We start from the raw sequence: 18,905 nt of genomic DNA, 5'->3' as shown, positions 1-18,905 counted from the left end.
GTTTTTATGCTTTCTTGTGTGGGTAGTACTGCCAGTACAGATTATCATCATCAGAGCCAGGGCCAACTTTGACACAGAACTGAGCGAGTAGCTGGTTAGCTTCTCTTATAGATAGAACTTCAAGATGCTCACTGGCTTCGATGAACTCGATAGTAGTGATGTTGTAATGGCCTTTGTACCAGTACTCATGTGAATCGACAAGATCACTCTGGGGCCCAACTTCATTACCGAAAGTCTTAAAAATAGCTTTTGCAGTTTCGATATCCATCAAGCACCACTCTTAAGCAGCTTTTGCCTGCTCAATGAACTCTTTGAAGGTGTCCTTGAAGGAATCCAGATCCATAGCTTCAAGGGCCAGATCGGCACGTTTGATGCCCTTCGTGTCCTTGCAGTAGGTTACGAAGGTGGATACTTCTTCATCTGCAATTCGGCCACGCCCTGAGATAGAAGCTTCTGCAATATCACCCGCAGCGGTCACATAGCGAATATTGATCTTCTCGGCTGGGGTACTGCTATCAGCTTTCCTCTTGGGCTGCTTGAGCCCTTGCAGGTCGGCCAGATCGATGCCCTTGGCCCGCATGATGGCGATCAGCTCATCAATGTCGTTCTGTTTCTGCTTGGAATGGTGCTCGTCCCAAGCTTCTTTGAAGCGAGCGGCCATTGCCTCATAGTCATCGAGATGAATTTCTTGTGCTTCGAAGAAGTCGATGATGCTTTGGCGGGAAGAGAGTACTTCAAGTGCGTATTGTTGCTTTTCTGTAGTAGTTGCCATGGTACATTCCCTAAAGTTGTTTTGAGTGTTTCGAATCCGAGTATATGTATTGAAGTGTTCATTGACAATAGAAACTATCCCAACTTATCACTCTGATTAAAGTCTTCTTTTCACTGTTCAGTAGATTCAAAATCACTAGAGTGTTCTATATCACATTTTAATTTTCAATAGATCTTGACAATTTTTGTCGTAGGAATACATTTTAAAGCTGACATTATTAACAACAAGGAAGTGAAAAATCATGATGGTCTTCTTATGGTTGGTCTTCGCGGTACTAGTTGGGGTGCTAGCTAACTCTAGGGGAAGAGGCTGGTTTACATGGCTGGTTATTGCCGTGGTGATCAGTCCTCTGATTGCAGCGGTTGCATTGCTGGTCATGTCGAACCCCAAACAGGAAGAGTTTCAGCGTAAATTGCTGGAAGCAACTAGACGGAATAACAATCAGAACTTATAGAAATCTTACCCTTTTAAAGGCTCTCATTTGAGGGCCTTTTGTTTTAGTTATGATAAATAAAAATAAGAAATAAATGAAAAAATATAAATTCATGTTCTATAATATATGTATCCTCCAAAGATAGAGAGTGGATTTTCAGGTTCGTGACATTTCCTGTTTTCCTTCTTCACTCCCACCAAAACTTGTTTAGTTTTATACCCCTTGAAATGAGGGGTAGTTTTCACTTTTAAAAATGGGGGATTTGTTCACAAAAAGGAATGCAGTATGCAGAAAACCAAAAACATAAACACCCGCCTTAATGAAGCACAGTACAAACTGATTCAAGATGTAATCGATTCAGGTAATGCCAAGACACCAAGCCAAGCTTTGCAGTATCTACTTGATAAGATGCGAATGGGATTGAAGTAAATCTCAGGCACAAAAAAGGGCAGCTTAAGCTACCCAAGATTGTTGTACAAAGTACCATAAATCAAACTCAACAATTGTATTTATGGTTTTCATGTACACGTAAGTAAACATAAACAAGAGGTAATGAAAAAGGGTGCAGGACGCACACCGAGTTACAAGAAGTAAGGAAACTATAATAATGAAAGATAATAATAAAAAGAAAATGTGGGATCAGTTCGTAAATCTAATGACCAGTACTGAACATAGCCGCATAGATAGATTCAATCCATATGGTGAACTAACTGAGAAAGTGAAGTTTGAGCATGGTTCCATTTTAATGATAACCATCACTGATGTTACCTATGAGAAAATTGTGAGTGATTTAAGTCCGTATGAGTTCATCATCAGTAAAAGCAAGATTGTTGATGATCTTTATGTAGTGTATATGCCACTGGACGAGAACACAGACACCATTGTAAAACTCAAAGAACAATACAAATACATAGATGGTGGTTCATTAGATAAAACTGATTTCTACTTTATTAGTTCAGAACACCAGCCAGTACTAAACAACAATGCTGTGTTTCACAATAAGGGTAATATTCTAAGCAAAGAACATGATGTGAGTGGTATCTATGATGAGGTAATTGTTCTAAAACAGAATGAGTATATCTCAGACATTGCCCACAAGATTGATTTCAGTACTGGTAATACACTCATTGTTGCAGACGTAGGTACGGGTAAATCTGTTTACTTTAGTAATCAGAAAAACGTGAAGTTCATTGCACCTCTAACTGCAATCAAAGAAAGCATCATTGAGGGTAATGAGAGTGCTCTAAGTGGTGCTTCTAACGTCAGCACATGGAACGCCATAGATAGCTTAGGTGATATGAATGAGCAGGATAAGGCAGCGATTACGCTAGTCGTTGACGAGTGCCATGGCTTAGTTATGGATGGATACAAGCAGAATGTGATCAATCGTGTATACAGCCAGCTAGATGAGTTCAAAAGTGTTGTGTTCATGAGTGGTACTGTTGAGCCTTCTTACTTTAGCAATGTTGAGTTTGATCGTGTGTATCGCATCATAAAACCTAGTATTGCAAAGAAGACAGTTCACACTGCCTATACCAAGAATATCAAGGCATCAGTGGTTGAGCATCTTCGGGTATCGTCTGATAAGGCGATTGTCCTACTCGATAACAAGGCAGCTCTAAAGGCTATTGCAGGGCTGTTAGAACAGGCCAATAAGAAGTGCTTGATTATTACCTCAGACAACAAGACAGAGAAGCACATACAGGCGTTTTTCAAGTCCGGCATGATGGGTAGTTATGATGTGATCCTTGGTACATCATGCATCGTTGAGGGACTATCTATTGAAGATAATCTTAACTGTGTTGATATTGTAATTGCTGGTCATATCACACCAGAGCGTATGGAGCAGTTCACTAACAGATTCCGCAAGGTATCCAAAGAGAAGAATGTTTACTACTTCATTAAGCATACCGCACATGAGGAAGTCCCAGAGTTCAATGTTCAGGATGTAGTTGCAGATTGCATAATGCAAGCAGGATATCTAAACACAATCTATAACTCATTCACTTCAGAAGTGAAGAAGATTGACTTAGTGAAGAGATATCGTCGGGATGCCTCAACAGATAGTGTTTACTTCCATGGTGATGCATTTCATGTGAGTTATACAGGTGTAGACTTACTTGCAGCGGCAAACCGTGAGCAGTGGTATAGAAGCAGTTTTGTACTGTTCGAAACAAAACTAAAAGACTATGGTTTTGATGTGAAGATGCCGAAATCCATCGATGGTGACAAAGAACTTGAGGGGGCTATCAAAGCAGAAGTTGATGCAGTAAACAGGGAAGAAAGTGATAAGCGAACTGAAACACTGAATGATGTGATCAGTGACTTAAAAGAGGGTGTATACAATGAGTCTCATGAAAATGAACTGTATGCAATTACCATCGAGTCAATCAGTAAACTCTCTAAGAGGGGTTTAGATGATTCAAACATCGAGAGGTTAGTTGAACTATACAAAGAGGATGATGAGGTATTCCGCAAGGCACATACAGATGTAGAGAATCATACAGCAGTAGATTCATTCCCTAAGTTCATCGAAAGCAATTTAGTACTTGATAGTAATAACATGGCTACATCAGATGAGGTTAAGCGTGTTGCTGCACTAGTGGTGAGTAAGGTACTAAATGAGTATTTCAGTGGTGATGTGGCCGCTATGGTCAAGTCCAGATCCTGGAAGTCTGATGTTGAGCTTGGTGAAAACGGGGGAGTGGTGACCAAGAACACCCGTGAAACTTGGGTTCTTCGTCGCTACATAACTCTTGGGAAGTCTAAGCAGATCCGCATTAATGGTGTTCGAGTGAGGGCTGTGAAGATTGAATCATTCTCTCTCACTGGCCTTCTGTTCACAGATAAGGGCGGGACTGTTATCTCTAACTTGAAGCACATCAAGAAGGGGTGTGATGGTCAGGTACTCAAGGCTAAGGCTGTACTGGGACTTATTGAGTCACTCAAGTGATGTGTCTGTCTCGACACCCCTTAAAGATATTAATATAAAATATAGGGGTGTCGAGACAGCTAAGATGAGTTAGTTAGTAGTGATGAGTCAGTAATACTGTATAAGTCAGTAATACTACATAAGAAAAAACATGAACCCTGTCCCGCTGTCGGGATCCAATACGCGGATATAAGCAACAAATCATCTGTGCCGGAGTTCATCTTCATGATGCCGCCATGCAACCTGTGTTGGTGAGGATGGGTTAGTACTGTCTGACAAAGAGAAATCATCACTACTGTATTCATCTTCTTCAACTACATCGCTTTCATGCATCTTGAAATCTTTCTCAAGGTTTTCACTAGTACTAGACATAGGGGCACTATCAACAGTAATCCCATGTTCAAAATACTGTGCCTTCAAGGTGCTTGATAATTTCGAAAATGAACCTATGAGGAATAATACACCAACACCAAAAAATAATACTGAATAGAAACCTAACAGCATTACAGTGATAGATAGTAAGTAGTACTTTACTGCTTTGTCACTGGTGTAACCGTAGTGTTGATCAATCTCACTCTTACTCAACATCGTGAAGACTCCAAGACGATATTGGGCCGATGATATCAGAAATTGGCAGCAGTGATAAATCAAAAATAATTATCAAAAACAACCTCTATTTGAGCCCATTTAGAGAACCTAAGCACTAAATACATATGTAGAGAACAAAGATTGTTCTCTTTTCAAAAACCTCAATTAGGAAACCCTAGCTAAACAAGAACCAGCTACAACATACAAGGATGTATAACTATGAAAGCTACAATCGTTATCAATGGATTAGAAACTAACTATACCATCGACAAGAACACGCAGGAGGTTCAGAACATAACAACAGGCTTAGTCCTAAAGCAGAACTATACCAACAACGGGTATTTAAAAGTCACGCTATGCCTTCCAAACAAAGAACAATACACAATCACGGTTCACCGCTTGATGGCTCTTACCTTCATCCCTAAACCAGATGAAAGTAATAACTACATTGTGGATCATAAGAACGGGATTAAAACTGACAACAGTTATTCAAACCTTCAGTGGATAACACAATCCCAGAATTGTCAGAAAGCAAACAGACCATCTGCATACACCCGCTTAGATTGTGAATTGAAGGACAAGTTAAACGAGCTGTATCAATCCGGCAGTAAAGGTAAAGAACTATCAGAGCAGTACGGTATACCCCTCAGTACTATCTACACAATTTGTAATCGTAAGAAGTATAAGTAATTAACTATAAGGAAAACTTAAAATGTCAAAACTACTAATCATAATCGCAGCAGCACTGTTTATCAGTGCTTGCTCTCCAGAACCAAAGCAACCCTATGAGTGCTTTAACCTAGAGCAACCTGAAAGCGAATGGCGTTGTACATACCAAGGAACGCCGCTAACCCTAGAGGAACAGGCGAGTTTCAACCTCAACATCAAGAACGGTATGAAGGGGCGGGCAGCAGAATGAAGACACAAGAAATCCATGTTGCGTTCAACTGTCTAGATGGAACTACTCATCTAAGCCGCTCATTCACGATAGAAGGCATTCAGCGACCAGACCAACCCCATGAGGTGGCACTTACCCGCCTTCTCTTTGAGGGCGGTTATATGCTCCAGGTAGACGACGAGCTGACTGTGATCCAGAAGAACGACTTCAAGATCACATACCGCAATGTTGAACCTGACAACCTCGTGATCCATGGTGATTGTAAGAACCCAGAACCAGCAGGGTATGACGGGGATGTAATGACTTTACTATCAGAATACAAGGCTCCGATTACTGAGTTGGACTTAGTCAAGATGAAGCTTCTTCATCTGCGGATAGTACTTTCTTTGAAGTGAACAGTGCAGTGAAGTATCTAGGTTGTAGAGATACCAGATATCTCCTATTCTGTTAGAAAGTTATCAAATGTAATAAGTGTACTCTCTGTGGTTTTATTTAAACCTATTGTCATTTTAAATTTCATTATTTGTTGACTTCACCTCTGGTTAGAGTTAAAAACATCGACTCCCATTATGAAAAAAGGAGCTAAGTATGTTTTATAATGTTATCCCACCATATCCACTGACGGAATTAGATAAGGGTGAGTCAAAAATAAATGATTGGAAGGCTGATATGTATAAAAATGGGAACGTCATGCGTTTTAAACGTTCCAATGGTGATTCTGTTGAGGTTTTTGATTTTGATGAACATGCAGTAGTTTATGTTACTGATTCTGCTGGTAATAAAATCAAAGGTATATTCCACAAACAATCTCTAGATATAGACAACCTTTTTGATTTCGTTGATAGGTTGAAATGATTAGCTATTTATCAACTTTATATTTTGGAGTTTTAAGGTCAAGATAATGTTTATCTTGACCTGCATTAATAAATACCTTCATGCAATAATAATTATGAAGGTATTAACTTATGCAAACAATTTCAGTCCAAGACTGGGCTATATCAGATGTAGAACTAACCCAAGAAACACCAGTTTTTTATTCAGAAAGTATCAACCAAAAAGGTCATGCCCTTAGTACTGGGTTACATAGAATTCTATGCAATTTCACAGTAACTATATCCACACAAGAAGATAGTAAGAAATTAAATGCACTACTTCTAAATATTCGCGGTCAGCTATCACCATTCGAACTTGATCTAGGTTCAGTTGATGGATGGTTCAACCCACTAACAACCCCAAATGCAACGAATGTACTAAACACTTCTCAAGTATTGCAGGGCTCAACAACTATGACCCTGAACAATACTTCGATCCCAGAAGGTTCATACTTCCAGTTTCCAAACGATACGAAACTCTATGTTGTAACTGCTAAATCCGGCAGTAACTACAATTTCTTCCCTGCTGCTAGATTCGCAACTGTCGTAACATCAAAAATCAATTTCAGCAATCCTAGATTACGGTTACGCCTTGATAGTAACTCTTTCACTATGAAGATGGGCAGAGCCGAATCAATCACACTATCTGCCAAAGAGGTACTATAAGAATGAATATAGCAAGTACAGTATCAATCGATCTAAGAAGTCTTCCAGAGGTTAATCAGATCGTCAGATGGACTACCGCACCACTAGATCTAAAAGATAGTAATGGTGATTTATATCTAAGTTACGGCTCATTACTCGCAATAGACAAGGTGACTATAGATAACACAATCAAGGGAAAACCCCTGACACTCACGCTGACGGGCTTGGACACCTCAGTATTGAATCTAATACAAAGTATTAGTATCAACAGGGTGAGGGTAACGATCCAACGAGTATTCTTTGATGATTCCTCAAACAACATAATTTCCAAAGAAGTGTACTTCAAGGGATGGGGTACTGCACCAGAACAACAAGTTAACTACAGCAATAAAACCCCCTATGTAGCTCTGCAAATGGAGTGCTACAGCATCTTTGATTTAGATAAGAAACCTTCACTGATGAGAGCCAATCAACAAACTCACCAGTTCATTAACTCAACAACAGATGAGTTTTTCAAATATGCAAACATAGACCAAGACGATGATGTAATGTGGAAAAAATAGTAATGGATATAGAACTAAAAAAATGGAATTTATGTGACTGTCTAATCACAAAATATAGGGGCCAGGAACGCATCCCTAGCAAGCTGTGTTGCTTCACATTACTTATTGAATGGATGGATACCCCAGAGGCACAAAACGCATTACAGCTCATCTCAGGACGTTTCAAGACGGTTCGCGGAGCTAAGAGAGTTCTACCTGAACTACTTCAACACAAAGACCTAGAAATCTTCATGGCTGCAAATGGTGTTGAATCGATTGATCCGAGCTTCATCCAAGAAGGGGATCTGTTGGTAGTCAGTGGATACCATACATTGATCTATCACAGTGGGTATCTCTTTGGTGTTCTCGATTCTGGGACATTCGATTATGTGCAGTTCAGTACTGTTACCAGCAGCAACAAGGATCTAAAGGCATTCAGAAAGTTAAATTAATAAAAGAATAATAAGGAAGTTTTTTCAATGGGCTTAGAAATTTCAGCCATCGCGGCCATTGTTTCGGCTGCTATTAGTGCCGTATCACTCGCAATATCTTTAACAGCAAAACAACCAAGCATGGATCAGCAAGATTATGGCGTAGGTATAGATCGGAGAGGGCAAGATAACCCAATCTTGATCCCCTTCGGTGATTGTCTGCTTCCATGTGCTCAGGTTTACAACAACGTCAATAACTTCAATACAAACTACTTAGCACAGTTGTTCTGCATTGGGCTTGGTGAAGTCAAGAGTATCAATCAGATCTATATTAATGGTGTTCCGTACTTCAATAACACTCTCCCGCAAACGATTGGATGGCACACATACAGTACTAGTGCGAACTTCCCTAACGTCTCAGTGGGCCTAAAGAAGGGATTAGCAACTGAAACCGCAATGTTCAGTCAGATAATTCAAAACTCTGATGGTGAAGTATCAGCGAACTTTAGAGGTGATGGTATTGCCAGCTTATCACTACTTGCTGAGCGATGGGTTTCAACAGGTGGTGATAATGAGATCCGATTTATCAACACCAAGAACAAAGTAGAAGCATTAGTAAGTGGGATCGCAGTAATTGATCCCAGAACAGATCCAAACTGCCTAGGTCGTGATGATAAATCTAAACGAGTGTGGGGAAGTAGTTATACCAATCCAGCATGTTGTATTTTGAGTTATCTTTTAGACCCAGTTTGGGGCATGGGATTAGAGGTTGAAGATGTAGATATTACCTCTTTCATTCTATTAGCGAATTATGCAGATAACAAAAAACTTAAGTTTCAGGGGTTCGTAAACCAAGATAGTACGTTTGGTGAAATCCTAAAGGACTTTGCAGCAAGTTTTGATGGGGAAATCTACTTAGAAAGTGGACTTGTGAAAGTACGACCTATTGATGTTACTGCCTCGCTAGTACATCTTAATGAATCCAATATGCATTCTGAAATTCGTGTTCTTAACAAGGGTGGGGAAGACTATGCAAACACAATAATTGTTGAGTACCTGAATAAAGATTCTAACTATTCCCAAGACAAGTACGTAATTCCTAAGAATCAAAAGACTGATCCAGTAATCCAAACAGATGGATACATAAAAGAGAAGACTTTGAAGTTACCATTCTTAGTCGATGGTTCAGCAGGGGATTATGCAAAAGTAAAATGGTTCGCCAATAGAGCTTACAAACGAGCCCAACTACAGAAGAAGTCAATCAGTTTCAAAATCGACAATACAGTAACCAAACTAAAGCTTGGTGATGTGGTTGAAGTTAGTAACGTCATGTTCAACATGGATCATAAGAAATTTAGAGTCGTTTCCCTCAAAAGTTCCATGGATGAGAAGATACTGATTTCTGATATTGAGGCTGTTGAATATCTCCCAGAAGTTTTTGATACATCTGATTACCAAAGTGGTGGAAGTTCTGGTTCACTCCCTGATCCATTATTGATAATCAATCCTCCAAATAACTTAGTGTTCACTCAGAATGCTGGAACTGTACAGGGACATGGTGTTCTTACTTGGAGCAGTCAATACAAAGGTGAACAACGAAATGAAGTTCAATACCGAAAGACAGGTTCCACCACATGGGTTAGCTATCAAATTGTTTCCGCTGAAAGTGTAACTATCACCAATCTCCAAAATGCTACTAACTATGATTTTCGTGTTAGGACTCAAGCGGCTGTCGGCTATTCGCGGTTCACTGAACTACTAAACCAACGTATCGCAAAGGTTCTTACTTTACCTGCTGTTACTGGTTTAACTGGGGACTTCACAGGCAAGGATGCAATCATCAGATGGAATCCAGTTAAGGGAGCTATCCCGAATCTTGGAAATCCGGTTGCTGGCCATACAGACCTATCAGAACTTGTTAGTTACTATCAGGTACAAATTGCACATACCACAGTAGGGAACATAAAGAGCAATCACGTAGTAACTGACCCCAGTTTCACTTACACACTTGAACAAAACCGAAAGGGCGGACTATCACGTAATGTATGGGTCATTGTGACGCCTGTAAGCATTTTTGCAGACGTTGGGGCATCGGTACAGGTGAATCTATATAACGAGCCCATGAGTCAACCAGCGAGCGTACAGGCACGTTCAGAACTTATCAATTTAACCATCGAATGGCTAAACCCCTCAGAGACTGTGAAGGATTATGAAGCGACTGATATTTGGGTAACTCAAAGTAAGACTATCCCCCCAACAAGTGCAGAGTATGTCTCAAGTTCTTCTGTAGGATGGTGGACTTCTGTACTTGGTGGTAAGGCACCTAAAAGCGGTTACGCATGGATTGCCCATCGCGATTACTACGGCCATCCCAGTTCAGGGCCAGTGTATTCTATACCTGTTTGGTACTCTCAAACCTCAATAGATGATCTTTTAAGTGATAGTCCATCTTTTCAAGAGGTGGAACAGAACTTGGATGCAGCGAAGAAGGAACTAGCAGAGCAGGGCGGCGAGATAACAGAACTTCAAGATAAGGTAGCCTTACAAGAGACTACAATTAAAAGTAATAAAACATTAATTGAAACCACTAACACTAAGTTGGCCCAGGTTGATAGTACTGTTCAAGCTCAAGGTGTGACTATCACAGAACAAAGCCAAGCTATCAGTACTGTTGATGGGAAGGTGAATGCCTTACGCACAATAAAATTAGATGTGAATGGTAAGGTATCTGGATTGCAGTTAGGCAATGATGGAACCACCAGTACTGTAGATTTCTTAACTGATGTATTCAGAATTAGTTCTAGTGCTGGAACTCAAAGCGTGTTTGAAGTGCGTAATGGTAAGACGATGATCAAGTCATTACTTGTGGGAGATATCACCGCATCACAGATTTCCGCAGATGCAATCAACGGCAACCACATTGCCGCGAACAGTATCATTCAGGCTGGCTCAGGAGCTACCAGTGCCACCCTGAACGGGGCAGATGCAAACTGGCGTATCTATGCTGGCTCAACTACTGGCGGGACGGCCCCTTTCAGGGTGAGTACTACAGGGGCCGTCACAATGACCAACGCCACGGTCACAGGTACAGTCAATGCCACATCAGGCACGTTTAGTAACTCACTTACTGTGAATGCACGGCTCAATATGACAGGTGGTTATCTCGATGGCAGAGCAGGACAAGATACCCTGAACTTCAATTCAGGAAGAACCCGAATAGATGCCAATGGAACCTTTTACTGCAATAACGCCGTGATACGTGGGACGCTACTGGTACAGGATCTTGTTGGTGACATAACCGAGGTATTCACTGGTACAGGAACATCTATCAGTATTGGAAGCAGTACTAGACCTAGAAACATCATTCAGGTGATTGAGAAATATGTTTGCTTCTGCTCAGTCGCAGCAGGGCCAGGGGTTTTAGGTGTACGATTCCAAGCTCTTTTGAATGGAGCTATTATTGGTGAAAGTGTAACAACTGCTAGTACCACAAATGGTACAAACAACTATGCTTTATCAGTATATCTAACGGATATAGTTGGTACTTGCCCTGCGAACACCACTGGAACTCTGACTTTCAGAGTCGTTGCGTACAATAGTAACACCACTGCGATAAACAATATTTCGTACTCTGGTACTCATGGCTGGTTGACGGCTGTTAAGTAATCATAAAACAAAAGCCCCTCATGGGGCTTTTTTCTTTTCTTCAAGTTTTATGCAACTTTCATTATTAACTGCATATGTTGTACTAGAGAAGCGAGAGCTTAGTCTATGTAGCTTGTCACATTCAACATAGCCACTAGCTCTTTGCTGCATCACTTCCTTCAAAGCAAAAGATAGAAGGGGAGCTATTATCACACAACTTACTAAAATTCCTTTCCTTAGGAATGATGCTGATGGCTTCCTCTTTAGAATCTCAACTATACAATAGAAAATTATAACTAAGCTGGACAGGAAGCCAGAGAATATGGCCCAATAGTTCAGAATTCCATTTATAACATATATGTCTTGCTGAGTGCCAAAAGCTTTTTTTAGTATATCCCATCCAAAGAATACACAAACGAAAACTATAATGCTGAAGAAAAGCACCCTTATATAATTCACTCTAGAACCTCTTTAATTTTTCCATTGAGAGATTTTGTATATCCGTACTGCTCATCAAGATAGTCTAAAAGCTGGCCTGTCAGGAATGAAGAAAATGCAAATACAAAGCCAGTAGCAATAACACCAGCAGTAGCAGGAACCATCACAACGGCGAGGCCAGCAACTCCTAGGCTGATTAGTCCCTTTGTAAGATCCCCAGATGTATTACCGACAAATTCAGCAAGGGTAGCATCATCACGCATGATGAAGTCAACCGCATTCACAGCAGTTGCAAACACAATCTCTACGCCGACATTGACCTTTGCATATCGAACTGCCCCCTTCACATCATTGATACCAATGCCTGCTTGAACCACCTTAGGGTTGCTGGCCTTCCACTTGTTCCCCTTCATCAAGGTTTGAGCATGGCGGCGATAGTTCTTGATGATCACATAGTCAACGCCTTTGATGTTCTTCGTATAGGCCATCACGCCCATACCACCAAGCCCCCTTGCCGTTTCAACAGTAGTTTTGAGGCCGTCATAGAGGCCATGGTAAGAGTTGATCTTACCGATGGTATCTTTACCGCCAGCCTCATCGTATAGGTTGTGCAGCAGTTCGTTTGCTTCTTCTAGGGTCAGCACTGCAAAGTCATTGGGTGGCGTCATGTATACGACTTCAAGATACTTACCCTGGGCAAAGTCATAAGGCGGCCAGTACGCATTTTTAGCGGGGATCTCTACTGGTGCGGCAGGTTGTGGGGCCATTGCCATTGTTCGGGCTACTGGGGCTTGATCCCCGACAATGACAGTTCCTGAACCGATAATCACACCGCCACAATCCACGGCACCACCAGTGATAGCCAGAGGCTTGCCATTCACGAGCACAGTTGATGAGCCAGAAGCGATAGTACGGGGATGAGGGGGGTTATTTGGCTTGTCATGAGGGGCTAGGGGATCACCGACACGAGCGGCGGGGATACCGTCAATGAACACATCAGGCGAACCCGCTGTAATGGCCGTGGGATGGAACCCGTCATGGTCTGTACCAATGTCTCCGATCTTAGCTGCGTTCTTACTCAAAACAACAATTCCTTGTGCATCGTGTGGTAAATGGAGGACACCCTACCACACTGCACCGATTGAGACCATTAACAGAAGCTGATTAGATTGACAGATTATTCTTAGCCATATCAATTGCTAGAGTGCCTGCTTTCTCAAACATTTCTAACCACAGTTCAAGGGCAATCTTATCTTCGTCCCTTAGCTCTGCTCCAGTTATAAGCAGCTTCCCTGTTTTTATATCAATGCTACCTGCATCAAAATAGAAAACCCCATCATTAGTAATACAGGTTTTGCTCACCATATCTTTTTTCGTAATGTCAAAAATCAGAAGGTGGCTGACATAGTCCGTGTAATACTTAATCCAGCACTGAACCAAGTTGCCATCACGAACAATAGCTATTTGTTTTATAACCTTTCTTAACGCAACATTGGTATCTTGTCTGAGGTGTGTATTAGCCTGATCATGAACTAACTCTAAGTCAGGGTTAAAAGCAACATTACCATCACTACTACTAGCCATTAGACCATTTAACTCTGATACTAAGTCATTCAGAATGCCCTTGTTCTTTTTGATTATTCGAATAATTCTAACTTCAAGGTCATCATCTTCTAAATCAATTAGTTCTTTGTTGAGTTCGCTGATCTTACTTTCAACATCTGCTATCTTCATGCGACATTCATTGATAGTATCAGTAGTGTCATTCTCTCTGGTGTAGATTGCAGACCAGTTCAATTCTTTGATGTGCTTTAAGATGGATGTTTCAAACTGATAGTAGTTCACCCCCACATTTATACACGTTTTTTCAGAGCGACGACCAAGGCAGCTATAGAAAGATGTTCCCCGCCCATTGGTGCAAACAATAAATTGATTTCCACATACACCACAAAAACTAATCCCGTTAAACAAGTTTCTCATTAACTTGGTTGTTTTGGGTTTCTGTTTTCCATGTTTGGTTGGGTTAATCTTACTTTGGACTCGGTTAAACAGTTCTGGATCCACAACAACTGGAAATGCATTATCAACAGTAATTAAATTGTTATTGAATGATTCTCTTTGTTTGTTTTGTTCTTCTTCGCTTTTACTTGTATCAACAATCCTTTGTTTTCCAATAACCATCTTTCCAGTAAGACGCTCATCTTTTAGTACTTTGTGAAGTGTAAGGGTGTTCCAAGGTTTGCCATTGTTTAGTTTACCCTCATCATTCAATCGACGGACAATTGCAGAGCTTCCATGACCATCTAGGTACTGCTGATGAATTGAAAGTAATATCGCTGCTTGCTCAGTATCGAGTATGTACTTACCGTCTTGTACCGTTAACCACCTCGGGCAAATCTTAACGCTCGCCTTACCCTCATCCCTCAACTTAGTAATTCTGTTCGCCCAAGTCTTTTGACCCATATTGGACTTACGTTTGGACTCGTTATGAGCCCTGGATATGGACATGTTCAGAATGGAGTTTGACTCAGGGATCCTCATGGAAAAGCAGGTTCCTGATTCAACCTCGATAATGTCGATGCCATGAGTGATCAAGGTTGTGAGCTTATGTGCCGCTTGGTAGTTAGAGAGGCGGGTCAGGCGATCGATGTTCTCAACGATGAGAGCCCCACTGGTTATACGCTTGCTGATCACATCATCGTAGAACCTGCCTAGGTTACTGTTTGGCTGCCAGTTGCTACCTTTGAAGGCGGATTTCCCTATATCGCTTTCAAGGATCTCATAGTCGTTCGGATCAAGTTGGTAGCCAAGGCGGCTATCTATGACGGCATTATCTAGGAAGTCGGTTATCGTTAGTATCTGGCGGGCTATACCAAAACCGCTAACCTGTTGTAGAGTCGAGATCCGGCTATAAAGATATGATTTCATTGATAATGGGCCCACTAGTAATGTGGCGTAAATCATATCACAATTACAACTGACCGGTATTGCGCCGTCGTGATCCGTGTATTGCCGGGATCACGGCACAGGAAGTCTTGTCCACGGAGAGTGATATGAAGGTTTATGAGCTAAGGCGTGCCCCCAATGCCCGTCGCGTCAGGATGTTCCTGGCGGAGAAGTGTATCGAGATGACCTATCAGCAGGTCGATCTGGGGGCCGGGGAGAACCTGGGCCCTGACTTTCTGGCCAAGAACCCGGCCGGACGTATTCCCGTGCTGGAACTCGACGATGGCACCTGTCTCAGTGAAACCCTCGCCATCTGCCGCTATTTTGAAGAGCTTTATCCCGAACCCAACCTGTTTGGCAGCACACCCCTGGAACGGGCCACCATAGAGATGTGGAGCCGTTTCATCGAATTCAACCTCTGGCTGCCGACCGGCATGGCCTTTCGTCATATCACGGGTTTTTACAAAGACAGGGAAATCCCCTTCCCCGAGTGGGGGGAGGAGTGCAAGAAGAACGCCATGCTCTGGTTCGACAAGCTCGATGCCAGGCTGGCAGAGGTGCCCTATGTCGCTGGCGAACGTTTCACCATCGCCGATATCCTGGCCCTGTGCACCATCGACTTTGGCAAGGTGGTGGAGCTGCGTATCACCCCCGGTCAGGTTCATTTGCAAGCTTGGCATGAGCGGGTCAGTGCCCGCCCCAGTGCCCAGGCCTGACGGCCCTATTCCCACCAAGAGCCCGTTTCCATGAAAAGGAGTCCAAGATGATCGATCTCTATACCGCCGCCACCCCCAATGGCTTCAAGGTCACCATAGCGCTGGAAGAACTGGGATTGCCGTACCGAGTGATCCCGCTGGATCTGTCGGCACTGGATCAGAAGCAGCCCGATTTCCTGGCCATCAACCCCAATGGCCGCATCCCGGCCATCGTCGATCGGGACAACGATGACTTCGCCGTGTTCGAATCCGGCGCCATCCTCATCTATCTGGCCGAAAAGGCGGGCAAGCTGCTGCCCGAGGATCCCAAGCGCCGCTCCCAGGCCCTGCAGTGGCTGATGTTCCAGATGGGAGGGGTCGGTCCCATGATGGGGCAGGCCAACGTCTTCTATCGCTACTTCCCGGAGAAGATCCCCGCCGCCATCGAACGCTACCAGAAAGAGGGGCGCCGCCTGTTCGAGGTGCTGGACGGCCATCTGGCCCATCACGAATACCTGGCGGACGAGTACAGCATCGCCGACATCGCCACCTGGCCCTGGGTGCGGATCCACGAGTGGAGCGGTATTTCCATCGAGGGGCTGACTCACCTGCAGGCCTGGATGGATCGCATGGCCGCAAAACCCGCTTGCCAGAAGGGCATCAACATCCCCCCGCGCAAGGAGGAGACCCCGGAAGAGGCGGCCAAGCGGGTCCAGTCGATGATGACCCGCTAGACGAGGATGAGGGCTTTCTCCGGTTGACGGAGAAAAGGCAACACTGAAACAGACCGGGCGGCGCCTTGTGAGGGGCCGCCCGGTCTGTTTTGTTTGGTCAGGCGCTATGTCAAGAGAGCGGCTGCCAGCGCCCATCGGCGGCGTGGCTGGCCAGGCTGGCTTCGATGAAGCGCATCCCCGCCACCCCATCCTCGACCGTGGTGAGCGCCAGACTCTCGGGGGGCGGCGGGAGTCCGCTCTCAAGGGCGCGGATCTGCAGGGCTGCGTCCGTGTAGAGCTGGGCGAAGGCCTCCAGATAGCCTTCGGGATGACCGGCGGGCACCCGGCTGGCGTGCTGGGCCGCCGGGCTCGCCACCCGGCCCCGGGTCAGCCGCTGGCTGGTGCCGCCGGTCGGGGTCAGCCAGAGTTCGTTCGGCGCCTCCTGGCGAAAGACCAGGCTGGCCTTGCTGCCATAGAGGCGGATCTGCAGCCGGTTCTCCTCGCCGCTGGCGACCTGGCTCGCGTTGAGTGACCCGCGCATCCCATCCGGATAGCGCAGCCAGATCTGCAGATGGTCGTCCACCAGGCGATCCGGCACGAAACTGTGCAACTGGGCGGCGAGCTCGCTCGGCCACTGCCCGCTGATAAAGGCCGCCAGCTGGTAGGCGTGGGTGCCGATGTCGCCGAGGCAACCCGCCCGCCCGGCGCGGGCGGGATCCCCACGCCAGTCCGCCTGCTTGTTCTGGCCGGGGGGGATGGGGTTGGCGAGCCAGTCCTGCAGGTACTCCACCTGCAGATAACGCAGCTCCCCCAGGGCCCCGGCGGCGACCAGCTCGCGGGCGTGGCGCACCATGGGGTAGCCCGAATAGGTGTGAGTGAGGGCGAACAGCCGCCGCTGCTGGCGGGCGAGGCGGGCGAGTTCTTCCCCCTCGGCCAGGGTCAGCGCGAGCGGCTTGTCGCAGATGACGTGGATCCCGACCTGCAGGAAGGCGCGCGCCACCGGGGCGTGCAGGTGGTTCGGGGTGGTGATGGCCACTACTTCGATGCCGTCGGGTCTGGCCGCCTCCGCCCGGGCCATGCGGGCGAAATCCTCGTAAGCGCGGGTCGGATCCAGCCCGAGGGCGAGGGCGCTCACCCGAGCGTTGGCGGGGTCGGCGGAGAGAGCGGCGGCGAGCAGCTCATACTGATCGTCCATGCGGGCGGCCAGCCGATGGACGGCGCCGATGAAGGCCCCCTGGCCGCCCCCCACCATGCCCAGACGCAGTCGTCTCGTCATGAGGTTTCTCCTCCCTTGCCGGTGGGGGCTGTGAGTCCGAGCAGGTTTCGCAGCGCCGCTGGTGCCAGGCCGCTGCCGGCGAAATCATCGAAGGGGTGTTCGGCGACCCGGATGATATGGCGGCGGATGAAGTCGGCCCCCTCGGCGGCACCGTCTTCCGGATGCTTGAGGGCGCATTCCCACTCCAGCACCGCCCAGCCGGGGTAGTCGTACTGGGCGAGCTTGCTGAAGATGGCGCCGAAGTCTATCTGGCCATCTCCCAGGGAGCGAAAACGTCCCGCCCGTCCCAGCCAGGGGGCGTAGCCCCCGTAGACGCCCTGGCGCCCCGAGGGTCTGAATTCGGCATCCTTCACGTGGAAGGCGCGCACCCGCTCGTGATAGAGGTCGAGGAAGGCGAGGTAATCGAGCTGCTGCAGCAGCATGTGGCTGGGATCGTAGAGCACGTTGACCCGTGGATGCTCGCCGGTGGCTTCGAGGAAGCGCTCAAAAGTCGCACCGTCGAACAGATCCTCCCCCGGGTGCAGCTCATAACAGAGATCTACCCCGGCCTCGTCGAAGGCGTGAAGCAGCGGCAGCCAGCGGCGGGCGAGCTCGGCGAAGGCCTCCTCGATGAGCCCGGCAGGGCGCTGGGGCCAGGGATAGAGGTAGGGCCAGGCGAGGGATCCGGAGAAGGTGACGTGGGCACTGAGGCCGAGCCGCCTGGAGGCGATGGCCGCGGCCTTGAGCTGATCGGCGGCCCACCGGGTGCGGGCGGCGGGATTGCCGCGCACCGCCGGGGGGGCGAAGCCGTCGAACAGGCTGTCATAGGCAGGATGGACCGCCAGCAGCTGGCCCTGCAGATGGGTGGAGAGCTCGGTGATGACCAGCCCCCGCTCGGCCAGCAGACCGCTGATGTCGTCGCAATAATCCTGGCTGGCTGCCGCCTGGGCCAGATCGAACAGGCGCGAGTCCGTCGGCAGTTGCAGGCCGCGAAAGCCGAGGCTGGCGGCCCAGTCCGCCAGGCCGGTGAGCGTGTCGAATGGCGGCTTGTCCCCCATGAACTGGGCGAGGAAGAGAGCCGGTCCCTTGATGGTCTTCAT

General features: G+C 45.9%; 18 protein-coding genes and 1 pseudogene. 12 read left to right on the top strand and 7 right to left on the bottom strand.

Features of this window, described 5'->3' with window-relative positions; translation table 11 throughout:
* Positions 1 to 4: 4 nt before the first annotated feature.
* Both ACW5W7_RS05160 and ACW5W7_RS05155 read right to left on the bottom strand, forming a co-directional pair.
* Positions 5 to 268, bottom strand: coding sequence for a hypothetical protein (locus ACW5W7_RS05160; protein ID WP_456500981.1), 264 nt, complete (start codon positions 266 to 268; stop codon positions 5 to 7).
* A gap of 12 nt (positions 269 to 280) precedes the next feature.
* A complete protein-coding gene (locus ACW5W7_RS05155) occupies positions 281 to 772 on the bottom strand; it encodes a hypothetical protein (protein WP_456500980.1) in 492 nt (163 codons plus the stop codon).
* A 718-nt stretch (positions 773 to 1,490) separates the two neighbouring features.
* Between ACW5W7_RS05155 and ACW5W7_RS05150 the strand changes: the two genes are divergently transcribed.
* Together ACW5W7_RS05150 and ACW5W7_RS05145 are read left to right on the top strand one after the other, a co-directional pair.
* Positions 1,491 to 1,634 carry a hypothetical protein gene (locus tag ACW5W7_RS05150; RefSeq protein ID WP_456500979.1) on the top strand — a complete coding sequence of 48 codons (144 nt, stop codon included), beginning with the start codon at positions 1,491 to 1,493 and terminating at the stop codon, positions 1,632 to 1,634.
* Positions 1,635 to 1,812: 178 nt separating this feature from the next.
* Complete coding sequence (locus ACW5W7_RS05145; RefSeq protein WP_456500978.1) at positions 1,813 to 4,158, top strand: hypothetical protein; 2,346 nt, start codon at positions 1,813 to 1,815, stop codon at positions 4,156 to 4,158.
* A 180-nt stretch (positions 4,159 to 4,338) separates the two neighbouring features.
* On the opposite strand, the gene ACW5W7_RS05140 is transcribed toward ACW5W7_RS05145, so the two are convergent.
* Positions 4,339 to 4,725 carry a hypothetical protein gene (locus ACW5W7_RS05140; RefSeq protein WP_456500977.1) on the bottom strand — a complete coding sequence of 129 codons (387 nt, stop codon included), beginning with the start codon at positions 4,723 to 4,725 and terminating at the stop codon, positions 4,339 to 4,341.
* 219 nt (positions 4,726 to 4,944) lie between these two features.
* On the opposite strand from ACW5W7_RS05140, the gene ACW5W7_RS05135 reads away from it, so the two are divergent.
* The 8 genes from ACW5W7_RS05135 to ACW5W7_RS05100 all read left to right on the top strand — a co-directional run bounded on the left by ACW5W7_RS05135 (position 4,945) and on the right by ACW5W7_RS05100 (position 11,779).
* Positions 4,945 to 5,415 carry an HNH endonuclease signature motif containing protein gene (locus ACW5W7_RS05135; RefSeq protein WP_456500976.1) on the top strand — a complete coding sequence of 157 codons (471 nt, stop codon included), beginning with the start codon at positions 4,945 to 4,947 and terminating at the stop codon, positions 5,413 to 5,415.
* Positions 5,416 to 5,437: 22 nt separating this feature from the next.
* Entirely contained in the window at positions 5,438 to 5,644 is a 207-nt protein-coding gene (locus tag ACW5W7_RS05130) for a hypothetical protein (RefSeq protein ID WP_456500975.1), read from the top strand.
* Positions 5,641 to 6,018 (top strand): hypothetical protein, encoded by a 378-nt coding sequence (locus ACW5W7_RS05125; protein WP_456500974.1) that lies wholly within the window; start codon positions 5,641 to 5,643, stop codon positions 6,016 to 6,018. The genes ACW5W7_RS05130 and ACW5W7_RS05125 overlap by 4 nt, the downstream gene beginning before the upstream one ends.
* Before the next feature lie 193 nt (positions 6,019 to 6,211).
* Positions 6,212 to 6,478, top strand: a complete 267-nt coding sequence (locus ACW5W7_RS05120; protein WP_456500973.1) for a hypothetical protein — start codon at positions 6,212 to 6,214, stop codon at positions 6,476 to 6,478.
* 110 nt (positions 6,479 to 6,588) lie between these two features.
* Positions 6,589 to 7,161 carry a hypothetical protein gene (locus tag ACW5W7_RS05115; RefSeq protein ID WP_456500972.1) on the top strand — a complete coding sequence of 191 codons (573 nt, stop codon included), beginning with the start codon at positions 6,589 to 6,591 and terminating at the stop codon, positions 7,159 to 7,161.
* A 2-nt stretch (positions 7,162 to 7,163) separates the two neighbouring features.
* Positions 7,164 to 7,703 (top strand): hypothetical protein, encoded by a 540-nt coding sequence (locus ACW5W7_RS05110; protein WP_456500971.1) that lies wholly within the window; start codon positions 7,164 to 7,166, stop codon positions 7,701 to 7,703.
* Between the two features lie 2 nt (positions 7,704 to 7,705).
* The gene (locus tag ACW5W7_RS05105; protein WP_456500970.1) at positions 7,706 to 8,134 is read left to right on the top strand and encodes a DUF6950 family protein; all 429 of its coding nucleotides are present in this window, start codon (positions 7,706 to 7,708) and stop codon (positions 8,132 to 8,134) included.
* Between the two features lie 27 nt (positions 8,135 to 8,161).
* The gene (locus tag ACW5W7_RS05100) at positions 8,162 to 11,779 is read left to right on the top strand and encodes a phage tail tip fiber protein (protein WP_456500969.1); all 3,618 of its coding nucleotides are present in this window, start codon (positions 8,162 to 8,164) and stop codon (positions 11,777 to 11,779) included.
* Positions 11,780 to 13,005: 1,226 nt separating this feature from the next.
* Here ACW5W7_RS05100 and ACW5W7_RS05095 read toward each other — a convergent pair.
* Both ACW5W7_RS05095 and ACW5W7_RS05090 read right to left on the bottom strand, forming a co-directional pair.
* Positions 13,006 to 13,278, bottom strand: a pseudogene (locus ACW5W7_RS05095) (type VI secretion system PAAR protein); the annotation flags it as partial.
* Positions 13,279 to 13,360: 82 nt separating this feature from the next.
* On the bottom strand, positions 13,361 to 15,124 hold the full coding sequence (locus tag ACW5W7_RS05090) for a recombinase family protein (protein WP_456500968.1): 1,764 nt from the start codon (positions 15,122 to 15,124) through the stop codon (positions 13,361 to 13,363).
* A 125-nt stretch (positions 15,125 to 15,249) separates the two neighbouring features.
* Here ACW5W7_RS05090 and ACW5W7_RS05085 point away from each other — a divergent pair, with 125 nt between their 5' ends.
* Both ACW5W7_RS05085 and ACW5W7_RS05080 read left to right on the top strand, forming a co-directional pair.
* Complete coding sequence (locus ACW5W7_RS05085; protein WP_456500967.1) at positions 15,250 to 15,858, top strand: glutathione S-transferase family protein; 609 nt, start codon at positions 15,250 to 15,252, stop codon at positions 15,856 to 15,858.
* A 47-nt stretch (positions 15,859 to 15,905) separates the two neighbouring features.
* A complete protein-coding gene (locus ACW5W7_RS05080) occupies positions 15,906 to 16,571 on the top strand; it encodes a glutathione S-transferase family protein (protein WP_456500966.1) in 666 nt (221 codons plus the stop codon).
* Positions 16,572 to 16,680: 109 nt separating this feature from the next.
* Here the strand turns inward: ACW5W7_RS05080 and ACW5W7_RS05075 are convergent, their stop codons facing one another.
* Both ACW5W7_RS05075 and ACW5W7_RS05070 read right to left on the bottom strand, forming a co-directional pair.
* A complete protein-coding gene (locus tag ACW5W7_RS05075) occupies positions 16,681 to 17,826 on the bottom strand; it encodes a Gfo/Idh/MocA family protein (protein WP_456500965.1) in 1,146 nt (381 codons plus the stop codon).
* Complete coding sequence (locus tag ACW5W7_RS05070; protein WP_456500964.1) at positions 17,823 to 18,905, bottom strand: sugar phosphate isomerase/epimerase family protein; 1,083 nt, start codon at positions 18,903 to 18,905, stop codon at positions 17,823 to 17,825. The genes ACW5W7_RS05075 and ACW5W7_RS05070 overlap by 4 nt, the downstream gene beginning before the upstream one ends.

Source organism: Aeromonas intestinalis (assembly GCF_054052485.1).
The sequence above is the reverse complement of the archived record's forward strand: the minus strand, read 5'-3'. Positions and strand labels throughout refer to the sequence as shown.

Bases quoted from the DNA above. Each gene is read 5' to 3' on its own strand.
- ACW5W7_RS05160 (WP_456500981.1), bottom strand. From the start codon at position 268: ATGGATATCGAAACTGCAAAAGCTATTTTTAAGACTTTCGGTAATGAA.
- ACW5W7_RS05155 (WP_456500980.1), bottom strand. From the start codon at position 772: ATGGCAACTACTACAGAAAAGCAACAATACGCACTTGAAGTACTCTCT.
- ACW5W7_RS05150 (WP_456500979.1), top strand. From the start codon at position 1,491: ATGCAGAAAACCAAAAACATAAACACCCGCCTTAATGAAGCACAGTAC.
- ACW5W7_RS05145 (WP_456500978.1), top strand. From the start codon at position 1,813: ATGAAAGATAATAATAAAAAGAAAATGTGGGATCAGTTCGTAAATCTA.
- ACW5W7_RS05140 (WP_456500977.1), bottom strand. From the start codon at position 4,725: ATGTTGAGTAAGAGTGAGATTGATCAACACTACGGTTACACCAGTGAC.
- ACW5W7_RS05135 (WP_456500976.1), top strand. From the start codon at position 4,945: ATGAAAGCTACAATCGTTATCAATGGATTAGAAACTAACTATACCATC.
- ACW5W7_RS05130 (WP_456500975.1), top strand. From the start codon at position 5,438: ATGTCAAAACTACTAATCATAATCGCAGCAGCACTGTTTATCAGTGCT.
- ACW5W7_RS05125 (WP_456500974.1), top strand. From the start codon at position 5,641: ATGAAGACACAAGAAATCCATGTTGCGTTCAACTGTCTAGATGGAACT.
- ACW5W7_RS05120 (WP_456500973.1), top strand. From the start codon at position 6,212: ATGTTTTATAATGTTATCCCACCATATCCACTGACGGAATTAGATAAG.
- ACW5W7_RS05115 (WP_456500972.1), top strand. From the start codon at position 6,589: ATGCAAACAATTTCAGTCCAAGACTGGGCTATATCAGATGTAGAACTA.
- ACW5W7_RS05110 (WP_456500971.1), top strand. From the start codon at position 7,164: ATGAATATAGCAAGTACAGTATCAATCGATCTAAGAAGTCTTCCAGAG.
- ACW5W7_RS05105 (WP_456500970.1), top strand. From the start codon at position 7,706: ATGGATATAGAACTAAAAAAATGGAATTTATGTGACTGTCTAATCACA.
- ACW5W7_RS05100 (WP_456500969.1), top strand. From the start codon at position 8,162: ATGGGCTTAGAAATTTCAGCCATCGCGGCCATTGTTTCGGCTGCTATT.
- ACW5W7_RS05090 (WP_456500968.1), bottom strand. From the start codon at position 15,124: ATGAAATCATATCTTTATAGCCGGATCTCGACTCTACAACAGGTTAGC.
- ACW5W7_RS05085 (WP_456500967.1), top strand. From the start codon at position 15,250: ATGAAGGTTTATGAGCTAAGGCGTGCCCCCAATGCCCGTCGCGTCAGG.
- ACW5W7_RS05080 (WP_456500966.1), top strand. From the start codon at position 15,906: ATGATCGATCTCTATACCGCCGCCACCCCCAATGGCTTCAAGGTCACC.
- ACW5W7_RS05075 (WP_456500965.1), bottom strand. From the start codon at position 17,826: ATGACGAGACGACTGCGTCTGGGCATGGTGGGGGGCGGCCAGGGGGCC.
- ACW5W7_RS05070 (WP_456500964.1), bottom strand. From the start codon at position 18,905: ATGAAGACCATCAAGGGACCGGCTCTCTTCCTCGCCCAGTTCATGGGG.